This window comes from uncultured Fibrobacter sp., from assembly GCF_947166265.1.
In the GTDB taxonomy this organism is placed as follows: domain Bacteria; phylum Fibrobacterota; class Fibrobacteria; order Fibrobacterales; family Fibrobacteraceae; genus Fibrobacter.
Window position 1 is genome coordinate 1 of sequence record NZ_CAMVDO010000053.1, and the last position, 11,505, is coordinate 11,505.

Annotated in this window: 9 protein-coding genes; 4 read left to right on the forward strand and 5 right to left on the reverse strand. The window is 50.5% G+C overall.

Annotation, left to right across the window (positions count from 1 at the left end):
• Positions 1–498 precede the first annotated feature (498 nt).
• The 3 genes from Q0W37_RS14320 to miaA all read right to left on the reverse strand — a co-directional run bounded on the left by Q0W37_RS14320 (position 499) and on the right by miaA (position 6,286).
• Positions 499–3,045 (reverse strand): hypothetical protein, encoded by a 2,547-nt coding sequence (locus Q0W37_RS14320; protein WP_297702230.1) that lies wholly within the window; start codon positions 3,043–3,045, stop codon positions 499–501.
• Positions 3,046–3,247: 202 nt separating this feature from the next.
• Positions 3,248–5,197: an FISUMP domain-containing protein gene (locus Q0W37_RS14325; protein WP_297702231.1), complete on the reverse strand. Its 1,950-nt coding sequence runs from the start codon at positions 5,195–5,197 to the stop codon at positions 3,248–3,250.
• A gap of 204 nt (positions 5,198–5,401) precedes the next feature.
• Positions 5,402–6,286, reverse strand: coding sequence for a tRNA (adenosine(37)-N6)-dimethylallyltransferase MiaA (gene miaA, locus Q0W37_RS14330; RefSeq protein WP_297702232.1), 885 nt, complete (start codon positions 6,284–6,286; stop codon positions 5,402–5,404).
• 39 nt (positions 6,287–6,325) lie between these two features.
• Between miaA and Q0W37_RS14335 the strand changes: the two genes are divergently transcribed.
• A complete protein-coding gene (locus Q0W37_RS14335; protein ID WP_297702233.1) occupies positions 6,326–7,423 on the forward strand; it encodes a divergent polysaccharide deacetylase family protein in 1,098 nt (365 codons plus the stop codon).
• Between the two features lie 13 nt (positions 7,424–7,436).
• Complete coding sequence (locus tag Q0W37_RS14340) at positions 7,437–8,165, forward strand: pyridoxine 5'-phosphate synthase (protein WP_297702234.1); 729 nt, start codon at positions 7,437–7,439, stop codon at positions 8,163–8,165.
• Between the two features lie 31 nt (positions 8,166–8,196).
• On the opposite strand, the gene Q0W37_RS14345 is transcribed toward Q0W37_RS14340, so the two are convergent.
• Positions 8,197–8,748 carry a pseudouridine synthase gene (locus Q0W37_RS14345; protein ID WP_297702235.1) on the reverse strand — a complete coding sequence of 184 codons (552 nt, stop codon included), beginning with the start codon at positions 8,746–8,748 and terminating at the stop codon, positions 8,197–8,199.
• Between the two features lie 92 nt (positions 8,749–8,840).
• Between Q0W37_RS14345 and Q0W37_RS14350 the strand changes: the two genes are divergently transcribed.
• Positions 8,841–9,878 carry an NAD-dependent epimerase/dehydratase family protein gene (locus Q0W37_RS14350; protein WP_297702236.1) on the forward strand — a complete coding sequence of 346 codons (1,038 nt, stop codon included), beginning with the start codon at positions 8,841–8,843 and terminating at the stop codon, positions 9,876–9,878.
• Positions 9,879–9,888: 10 nt separating this feature from the next.
• Here the strand turns inward: Q0W37_RS14350 and Q0W37_RS14355 are convergent, their stop codons facing one another.
• Entirely contained in the window at positions 9,889–10,497 is a 609-nt protein-coding gene (locus tag Q0W37_RS14355) for a toxin-antitoxin system YwqK family antitoxin (protein ID WP_297702237.1), read from the reverse strand.
• Positions 10,498–10,547: 50 nt separating this feature from the next.
• On the opposite strand from Q0W37_RS14355, the gene Q0W37_RS14360 reads away from it, so the two are divergent.
• Positions 10,548–11,505, forward strand: a 958-nt coding sequence (locus Q0W37_RS14360; protein ID WP_297702238.1) for a cobalamin-dependent protein, incomplete at its 3' end; no start/stop codon positions are given.

Below are 11,505 nucleotides of genomic sequence, written 5' to 3' on the forward strand. Positions count from 1 at the left end.
TTTCCAAGAAATCTCTTGGACCCGTCACTAAGCACATCTCCGATTCCTTCAATCTACTCAGCAACCTCTCGGGTTGCTGTCCCTTGATCGCGGCTTACTTGGTTCTTCGCTTTCAGCGTTTCGTTTTCGGCCGTCCCTCTCAGGAACGACGCCAATTATAGAATTTTCAGGAACTTTTGCAAGGGTGTTTTTGCAGAAAAAATCGCATTTTTTTCTTATTTTCGAAAAAAACGGGAACGACACGACTCTTGCGCAGGGAAAACCCCAACAGTTCACAAACTATTCACATAAATCTTTTGGCGAACTTTGACTTTTTCCAAAAAATCACCTGAGGATCCACAAAAAAGGATCGAATTAAAGTTTAAGCGACTCCCTTTTTCCCTAAAACGGACAAGATTTTTCTCTTGAATTGCTGAAATCGTCGGCAAAAACGCCAAGAGGCGGCCACAAGGCCGCCTCTTTTTGCGAAAATCGTTTTGCTTAGTCTTGGCAACGAACTTACTGGCAAGTTCCGTGTCGACCAATACTGTATATCGCAAAGGGAACTGTAACCTTGCCATTCCCGTATATCATAAAGTCTATATAAGCAGCCCTCGATGCAGCCTTTTCTCCTGAAGATCTAAAATTCGACCAAACGAAATCCACAATTTTTTTATCCGTACTCGCCGGTAGCGAAGCCTCACTCACATGAATGGTATTTTTGTCATCAAACCACTCAATTTGAAAAACGGCATTTCTAACCGATTGGTAGATAATACAGAGCCCTTCCCAAGACGATATATCCTTGGGAGTTTCGCCATCTTCTGTAAGTGTGAAATACACACCTGCATACGTAGAATTTGAATCAAAAACCATTTCACCGCAAATTCCACCGCATGTATCAATGATTGGTTTTAACGCATCTTGTACCGAAGAATCATCTTTTTCTTTCGGATACCTGACTACGGAATCCAGTTTCGTTCCGGACTCACTCCAAGCAAAATCGGCCCAATAGCCATAAGAGCCACTATTATCTGCGATACCCGTATTTACGAAATAATCCTTTGCAGCACCACACCACAGGTCGCCACACTCTGGAGCCCACTTTTTATTCGAGCATTTATATGCATAAGCGCCGATATCCTTTTCCGAAATCAAAAGCGAATCCTCAATCGTTTCAGTACAGCCAAAACCGATCAAGCTATCAAGTTCCGTTCCCAGGCGCCAATTTCCTTGTTCATAGACGTACGTCTTAGTCTTATTAATTTGACCATTACGATAATCACCAGTCTTGAAATCGTGTCCCCACGTTGCCGTATCCTTTTCAATCTCTAAAGCGACTCGCCAAGCGTGATTCACGCACTTGTACCAGCCACCGTTAGAGCCTTGCGCCACCGTATCTTCGCGCCAAGACACGCAGCCTTTACCGATCAAGCTGTCTAAATTTGTTCCATAGCGCCAGTATCCTTGTTCATAGACGTAAGTCTTGCCCGTATTTACCTTGCCGTTATGGAAAGCGCCTTCCTTCGCGCTCTTAAACTTCTTAGCCCAACCCAAGGTATCTTTTTCAATGTCCATCGCAGCACGCCACCTGGACAAACTAGCGTCATCACAAATAAAGCGGACGTTGCCACCTTCACTGTTTACATCGGTGTAGTTCTTGGCATAGTACTTTTTCGATTTCTCGTTCGGAACCTGCTTGACTAGACCCACGGGAACACTGTCGCTACCGCATATACCAAGGCCAAGTTCTTCGCTCCAGAACTTGCGAATAAATTTCTCGAAGTCGGGAACGTTTCCGCCACCGAGGCCCCAGCCACTTACATTGCCTCGGAATAAAGCAAGCTTGCTTGATGACGTCGAAACGGATGAATCCATAGTGGCAGCCCAGTCGGCAATTTCGACTTTCTTCGCCGCGTTGTCCCAGGAGCCATCTTCGGCCAAATCGTCTGCCATATCCGTCAGGAGCACCGAAAGTTCCGTTTCGCTGGAATCTCGTTGCAAAAGAATCGAGATGGCAAGGAGCGCTGCATCGGCATCCGTTTTACCAAACACGTCGAGGTCTTCGGATTCCATCTTGAACTTGCTCGCATCAATATGGAAAGCCTCAAGGATTTCCGCCTGAGCCTGCTTTTTTGCGGCCCTTACCGTTTTCTTTTCTTGCGTCACCAGGTAAAATACACGGTCTTTTTCGAGGTGAGTGAGCAGGTTCACGTTTGCGGACTTACGAGAAAGCATATTGGTGTAAGCCTGAAGCTTAATCGCCGTATTCGTTGGCCTACCCGTCACCTCGTTGTGGTACTTGCCGTCGGCCACTAGCAGGGCGTACTGGCTCACCAAATTACGCGAGGTGAACTTGTAGCGGCCATCGTCATTCTTGATTTCACTCGTAAAGTTACCATTTGTCTGCTTGAGGGTCCGGCCATCGGATAGCTCGTAAAGATAAACCGTAGAGCCTTTCAGGAAAGGGCCCTTCTGCGAATAGCCCGCCAAGGAATCCAACGAAATCGCCACCTTTTCAGAATCGAGTTCCAAGGTGTCGACAGAGGCCGTATCGACAGACACTCCATTCGCCCGTAGATTCAAAGTCATCGACTTGCCGCCACACATGATAGTCACCAAGGAATCCGTCTGTGCGGCTATTGTACAGCCAATGCCGTCATCGCCTTTTTCGCCCTGAATACCCTGCTTGCCATCATTTCCATTCGCGCCATCCTTACCGGCAGCACCGTTCAGCACTACGCCGATAGAATCGCCGTTGCAGATAATCTTGAGACCGCTCTTGTCCTTGAGTTGCTTGGTGGTGCAGCTGTAATTGCCATTATCCAAGTAAACCGTATCGCCCGCCACGAACACCGTATCTTTTTCGGATTTCGACACCGTCGCAAACCACTTGCCGTCGACACACACGCGAACCGAGGTTTCCCCCTTCACCAAAGCCTGTTCGCCCTGATTGTCCTTGGTGCATTTGGGGAGATCCTTAACCGAGGATACAATCTCGGTGCCGCCAGTCGCCACTTCTACGATTTTTTCGGTCGTGGTGGATTCGCCGCAAGCCGAGAACAAAACGAGAGACGAAAGACTTAAGACGGGAGATAGTGCGGCAAGAAATGCTCAGGATCCCGTCGCCTTGCGGCTCCAGGATGACGAGGCTAAGAATGCACTAGATCCTTCGACGCTACGGCCCTTCGACAGGCTCAGGGACCTTAATCGTAAGGATGACAAGGAGAAAGGTATGGAGATTTTTTTCATATTATCCAAATTGGCTTTATTGGCCGTTGCTATCTTCATGAAGGACACAACGAACAGAAAGAGCTTTGTCAGAATTCTTCGTCAGAACAAGATCCGCACGGCTGGCATAAGGCTCTAGAAAAGAATTGCTCAAATCCAAGCTATAAACATCGCCCCAGAAATACGTGTCGCAATCCGTACAAAAATTGCCATCGGCATCCATAGAGCGAGAATCCGGAGCCGAAAATCCATAATCATCCGTTCCCGCAGCTTCCGAATAGGGCCAACCAACCTTTGACTTAAGCTTCTTTCCCGCAACCGATTTTCCACCGACAGCGTCAATAAGAGCACTCCAATTAGATTTGTTTCCCCACACGCCTGGCACAATCCAACCCTCAGGGCAAGCTTTAAAGGCGGCAGAGCGAGTGTAAAGGCGTCCTGTACCTGCGCATACTTTAGCATTCTTGTAGCAACAGCTCCCTTCTACTTCACTGTACACATTTTGTGCAAGCCACGTGAGCCCCCCAATAGAGACCGTTTTATACATTATCCTGTAACGCGGATCGAACATTTCGCCATAGTTAATATCAGGATTCAAATACGTCTTAGGAAGTTCCTGATACCATAATTCATCGTGGCAATACAAAGTCACTCCGTTTTGTATGCTCAGAGAATTATTGATCGTATCCCTTTTACCGTCATCTTCGGCGCCACAAGGCTCTAAACCATAGGCTCCCACCATAAAGGTTTCCAAAAACTTTTCAAAATTTCCAACACCCTGGCCATTATCCAGTCCCCATTTTTCCACGTTTTCGCGGAAAGCAGGCCAGTTCTTTGTAAACAACCAGTCGGCAATTTTCACCTTGGTCGCTGCAGCTTCTTCTTCGTTCCACAGACCATCTTTTTCCAGGTCTTTCGAAATGTCGGTCAGGAGCATCGAAAGTTCCGCTTCATCGTGCCCACCCAGCAAAAGGATTGAAACGGCAAGAAGGGCGGCATCCGCATCGGTCTTTCCAAACACATCAAGGTCTTCAGACTCGACCTTGAAATCCGTCGTGTCAAAATAGAACTGAGATAAAATTTCAGCCTGGGCCTGTCTTTTGGCTGCCCTCAGCGTTTTCTTTTCCTGCGTCACCAGGTAAAACACGCGGTCTTTTTCAAGGTGCGTTAGCAAATTTACGTTCGCGGACCGACGCGAAAGCATATTAGTGTAGGCCTGCAGCTTGATCGCCGTAGCCGAATTCTCGCCCGTCGTCTCGTTCCGGAACTTTCCATCTACAATCAGCAATGCGTACTGGCTCACCAGATTACGCGACTGGAATGTGTAGCGACCATCGTTGCTCGTAATCTCACTTGTAAAATTTCCATTAGTCTGCTTGAGGGTGCGCCCGTCCGAGAGTTCGTAAAGGTAAACAATCGACCCCTTGAGGAAAGGACCCTTCTGCGAAAAACCTGACAGGGAATCTAGCGAAACAGCGATTTTTTCCGAATCGAGTTCCAAGGTATCGGCATCGCCTGTGCCAGCACTATTCCCCAATTTCAAATCGATAGATTTTTCCCCACACTGGATAGTGACCGTGGAATCCGTCTGTTCGGCAATGAAGCAACTTGCACCCGAATCGCCCTTGTCACCCTTGTTCCCCTTCTCACCGTTCAACACCACACCGACGCTATCGCCGTTGCAGATAATCTTGAGGCCGCTTTTGTCCTTAAGCTGCTTGGTAGTGCAGCTGAAATCGCCTTTTTCTAGGTAAACCGTATCGCCCGCCACGAACACCGTATCTTTTTCGGATTTCGACACCGTCGCAAACCACTTGCCGTCGACACACACGCGAACCGAGGTTTCCCCCTTCACCAAAGCCTGTTCGCCCTGATTGTCCTTGGTGCATTTGGGGAGATCCTTAACCGAGGATACAATCTCGGTGCCGCCAGTCGCCACTTCTACGATTTTTTCGGTCGTGGTGGATTCGCCGCAAGCCGAGAACAAAACGAGAGACGAAAGACTTAAGACGGGAGATAGTGCGGCAAGAAATGCTCAGGATCCCGTCGCCTTGCGGCTCCAGGATGACGAGGCTAAGAATGCACTAGATCCTTCGACGCTACGGCCCTTCGACAGGCTCAGGGACCTTAATCGTAAGGATGACAAGGAGAAAGGTATGGAGATTTTTTTCATAAGAAAGCGCCTTTGAATTTATATGCAATTTAGTATTTTTTGAAGCGGATTTTTTTCCATATCCACAGGGATACATTCCATTTGCCCTCGGAACCATGTCAGTTGCCTTTTGGCATAATTGCGCGTCTTTTTTTTGACTTCCTCGACAACTAGAGCCATTTCGGAGTCGTTTTTCGCCTGCAAAAGCTCCCGATAGCCAAGACTCTGCCATGCCGGAGCCGAGAGCGGAACCGTTTTCGCCAGTTCGCGGATTTCTTCGAGCCAACCGTCTTTCAGCATTTGGTCTACACGGGCATCAATCCGCCTATACAAAGCATCTCGTTCCCGTTGCAGCCAAAATACCGACATATTCCCGATTCCCCCTTCGCGCACTTTCTGGAAATCCGAAAGTTTACGACCGGTCGCCTTGAAAACCTCGACAATGCGGATGAGGCGCTTCACGTTATTCGGTTCCACGCCAGCGGCAAGTTCCGGATCCACCTCCATCGCCATTTTATATAAGCAACCAGCTCCGTTTTCTTGGGTAAAATTTTCCAATTCGGCGCGGATGCCTTCGGGAACCGCAGGAATCTTGGGGAGCCCTAGCATCAGGCTCTGTAGGTAAAGCCCCGTTCCCCCGACCATGATAAAATTCTTGTGAGGATTTTCTGCCAAAAGTTCCTTGACGAGGCGACAGAACGCCCCAGCCGAAAATGTTTCCATCGGATCCAGAAAATCTACCAGATGATGTTTCACCCGCTGAAGGCTCGCCGTTTCGGGTTGCGCCGTACCAATGCAAAAGCCCCGGTAGACCTGACGCGAATCTACACCGATAATTTCAGCGTTAAATGATTCCGCAAGACGCAAGGAAAGTTCTGATTTTCCGATTCCGGTCGCTCCGGCCAAGGCAAAGAGAATAGGCATACCGTCAATTTAGTTATATTAACACCTACCATGGGAAAAATGAAGCACATTGTCGCCATAATCATCGTTCTCACAGTTTTGATCGGGGGATTTGTCTACCTGCTCCCGAGACTTGCCGAATTGAAGTCTACCGAAAACAAGACACCGGATTCCGTGAAGGAAGATTCTACAGTCGTTCAAGATACAGTCAGCAGCCTGCCTTTCGAAGAAAGGATGCAGCAGGCCCTGGAACCGCTTGAAGTCAGTTATTCCAAGCGCAAGAAACGCCATATATGGACCATGGGTGGGGGCCAAACCATCATTATGTACCTTCTCCAGGCACAACGGTTCATCGAGAAATCGGGTGGCAAAATTCTTTATACGGAAGAACTCTACAACAACAATGAAGTCTTCCAGTCGGCCAAAATGGATCTGCTCAAAAATGACGGCGACACCCTGAAAATCGAATTTCAGGTTTCGAGAAGCGAGTTCAAGCCGGGAGCGTCTATTCTTGCCATCGGTTTTCAGACAACGAACCTCACCCCCGAACTGATTGTGGGGCTAAACAAGCTAGACTACCCCTTCGACCTGCTGGTTCCGCCCTTTGGCCCTGGCGAAGACTTTTTCAGGGACCTCGAAAGGATTAAGCGGAAAGAGATCGTTCTGTGGATTACCATGGAATCGACCAAGCTGAACCGTGTTCACAACAAGCTGCGCCCCCTGCGTATTCACCACACAGAAGACCAGATTGAAACCGTCATCGACGACGCCTACAAGGTACTCCCCAACGCCAAGGGGCTCGCCACCCGCTACGGAGAACAGGCCGTGGAGCACCGTCAGCTTTTACAGGCGATCCTAAGACCCACCCAGGAACGCAACCTGTGGTTTATGGATATTTCGATGAACAAGCTTTCCATTGTTCCGCAGACCTGCCAGGAAATGGGATTAACCTGCAAAAGCGCAAGTCCCTACAACCCCGACAACAGCGCCCTGTCCGATTACAGCAAGGCCAAGCTGCGCGAAGCAAAACGAAACGGCCTTTCGGCCATGATTCTCCCTTTGAACCAAAGTACCTTGGATAAACTGGCCGACCTGTCGGAAAAAGCGAAGCAACAGGGCACCACCATCGTAAATTTATCTACCTTTATGAAGAAATGACAAGGAGTCCCGTATGACAGCAAAACTCGGATTTAACGTCGACCATATCGCCACCATTCGCGAAGCCCGCAAAATTTGCGAGCCGGACCCTATTGCTGCGGCAGTACTCGCCGAACTTGCAGGAGTCGAAAGCATCACGATGCATCTGCGCGAAGACAAGCAGCATATTCAAGACCGCGATGTCCAGCTACTCCGCAGAACCGTGACGACCCGTATGAATCTGGAAATGTGTCCGTCACAGGAAATGGTACAGGTCGCCATCAACAACCAGCCCGACACAGTGACCCTTGTTCCCGAAATCCATACGGAGCTTTCGACCGAAGACGGCCTGAATGTTGCCGCCAAGGCCGCAGACCTAGCCAAGCCCGTAATGACGCTCAAGAACAACGACATTTCCGTGGGTGTGTTCATTGACGCCGAAACGGAACAGGTCAAGGCCGCAAAGAAAATCGGTGCAGATTTTGTAGAATTCAACACGGGCAAGTACGCCACCAGCTGCACACTCGGCAGCAGCGAAGAAGTCGAACGCGAAATTTCGGCCCTCGAAGACATGACCGTGCTCGCCCGCAAATACGGACTCAAGGTAAAAGTGGGACGCGGACTCAACTACCGAAACGTAGCCCCCATCGCGGCCATCGAAGGCATCGATGAAATCATCATCGGACACAGCATCGTAAGCAAGGCCGTAATGGTCGGCATCGACCGCGCCGTACGCGACATGCTCGATATTATCCGCCAATAAGACGATACTTGACACGTCGAAAGAATCGACGCTAAATTACCTTTTCTGAAACAACTTTCCATTCCCCTGGTTGCAAGTCGCCCAGGGGAATTTTTCCTATCTGCACACGGATAAGGCGAAGCGTCGGAAAACCGACCGCCGCTGTCATGTGGCGCACCTGACGGTTCTTGCCTTCGATGAGCGTGAGGCGAACCCAGCTGGTGGGGATGTTGGCACGGAAACGCACCGGCGGATTGCGGGGCCAGAGCCAATCGGGTTCCTCGGCGATTTCGGCCTTGCAGGGCTTGGTATGGTAACCCTTGATATCTACACCTTTTGCAAGTTTGCGCACCGCCTCTTCGGTGATTTGTCCGTCGACTTGAGCGAGATAGGTACGCGGGTGTTCAAACTTCGGGTCCAGCAGTTTCTTGATGAGTTTGCCGTTGTCCGTCAACAAGAGAGCGCCCTCGCTATCATGATCTAGACGGCCCGCCGCATAAACTCCCGGCGGAAAGCCGAAGGTATCGAGCGCCGCATGGCCCGACTCCGGCGTAAACTGGCTCAAGACACCAAAAGGCTTGTTGAAAAGAATGACCGTGGACATTATTGCAAAGGTAGAAAATAGTTGATAGAACTTAGTTGGCCATTCGACAAGCTCAGGGACCTTATTAAGTTCTAATTACTATATTATTATGTATGAAAATTTTGGTTACTGGTGCGGCTGGTTTTATCGGCTCAAAGCTCATGTTCATGCTCGCGGAACGCGGCGATGAAGTGGTGGGCCTCGACAACATCAACGACTATTACGATGTACGCCTCAAGTACGGGCGCCTCCGCGAAGGCGGTATCAAGCAGCCCGACGACAACTTCGCCTACGGCGCCATGGTCCAGAGTTCCAAGTACAAGAACTGCCGATTCGTAAAGATGGGCATCGATGACAAGGAGAGTTTGGACAAGCTCTTTGCCGAAGAAAAATTCGACAAGGTGGTAAATCTCGCCGCACAGGCGGGCGTCCGCTATTCCATCACGAACCCGTACGCCTACCTGCAAAGTAACCTGGTCGGATTCCTGAACATTCTGGAAGCCTGCCGCCATAACCAAGTCAAGTATCTCGTATTTGCCTCATCAAGTTCCGTGTACGGCCTGAACAGCAAGGTGCCCTACAGCGAAGACGACAAGGTCGACAATCCGGTGAGCCTGTACGCTGCCAGCAAGAAGAGCAACGAGCTCATGGCGCACAGCTACAGCAAGCTCTACAACCTGCCCGTCGCGGGTCTACGGTATTTTACCGTATACGGGCCGTGGGGACGGCCCGACATGTCGCCCATGCTTTTCGCCCGTGCCATTTCGAAAGGTGAACCGATCAAGGTGTTCAACAACGGCGACATGATCCGCGACTTCACCTACATCGACGATATCGCTGAAGGCACTATCCATACGCTGGACCACATGCCGAATGCCGCCGAATGCCCGAACAACGTGCCCTACAAGATTTACAACATCGGTTGCAGCCACCCCGTAAAGCTCATGGACTTTATCGCCGAAATCGAGAACGCCTACGGCGAGCCTGCACAGAAGAACTTCTTGCCGATGCAGCCCGGCGACGTGTACCAGACCAACGCCGACACGACCAAGCTCGAAACCGAGTGCGGCTACAAGCCCCACTGGAGCCTGCACGACGGCATCGGTGAATTCATGAAGTGGTACAAGAGCGACAAGAACCCGCTACACTAGGCGAATCGAATTAGAAATCGCAGTTCTTGACGCAACGATTCTGCTGGAACTCCGCCTCTAGAACCTTGACGCCACGATTATAACGGCGGTACGGGCCTTCGCGGAGCCCCTTGTCAAAAGTCATTTCTTCTTTAAGGCCACCCAAGTCGTCGAAAACCTTGGCGACCCCATGCAGCTGGCCGCGCATATACGGCAACTTGCGACGGAGCTTTCCCTGGTCGTCCCATTCTTCGGTCAGTCCGTCCAGGATTCCGCCTCGGTAAACTTCCTTGCTTTTCTTGGTTCCGTTATCGAAATAGGTTGTCGAAATACCCTCTTCGATTCCATTCTTGTAGCCGATGGTCTGCCAGAGTTTCCCGTTTGCAAAATAGCTCTTGAACACGCCGTCGAGCTTGCCGTTCTTATAGGGAGCTTCTATAGCCACCTTTCCATCAGGATGGTAGCTCAGGGAAAGACCTTCACGAATGTCGGTTCCCTTCTGAACCGTATAAAGACGCGAAAGGGTACTGTCTGCGTAAAATTCTCTTATCGTATCAAGCGCCACCGCTGGCGATTTTTGCGCCAACGCGACCGAGCAGAGCCCACATAGCGAAATACACAACAGAAAAACCTTTTTCACGCTTACAAATGTAGCTTTATCGCGAATAATTATGTATTTTGCGTTTGCTTATGCGCATTACTTTTTTAAATCCGCCGTTTCATCCGATGTTTAGTCGCGAGTCGCGCAGTCCGTGCGTGACCAAGTCTTCGACCCTTTATTGGCCCATGTTCCTGAGTTACGCCGCCGGCACCGTCGAGGCAGACGGGAACGAAATCCAGCTGATCGACAGCCCCGCCATGGAGCTCGACCTGCCGAAGACTTTGGACGGCATCAAGAAGTTTGACCCGGCACTCGTCGTTTGCAGCACGAGTACGCCGAGTATTTTGAACGACCTCAAGGTGGTGCACGCCATTAAGGATGTACTTCCGAATACGAAAGTCGCCATCATGGGCACCCACGCGACCGCCGAACCGCTCGAATCTATGGAAATGGAACCGAGCCTAGACTTTGTGATTATCGGCGAAGCCGACTACACCGCAAGGAACCTGGTACGCTACCTGCGCGGCGACATCAAGGAAATTTCGAGTATCGCAGGTCTCGCCTTCCGCAAGGCGGACGGCACCGTAGACTTCCAGCCCGAAGGCCCGAAGATCGAGAACCTCGACGAACTGCCGTGGGTTTCCAAGGTTTACCGCAAGTACCTGTACAGCTGCTACAAGAAGTATTTCTACGGCGCCAACCTGAACCCGCTGATCGTAATTTTGAGTGGCCGCGGCTGCCCGAACCGCTGCAGCTACTGCGTGATTCCGCAGACGCTGAACGGCCACAAGTTCCGCCGCCGCTCTCCGAAGGACGTGGTGGACGAACTGCAGTACATCAAGGACAACTTTGACGACCTCGGCGAAGTGTTCTTCGAAGACGACACTTTTACCGCAAGCCACGAACACGTCCGCGAAATCTGCAACCTGATTCTGGAACGCGGGCTCAAGATTACCTGGAGCTGCAACGCCCGCGCCGACGTTCCGCTCGACTTGCTCAAGCTCATGAAGAAGGCCGGTGGCCGCGAAATGTGCGTGGGCTTCGAAA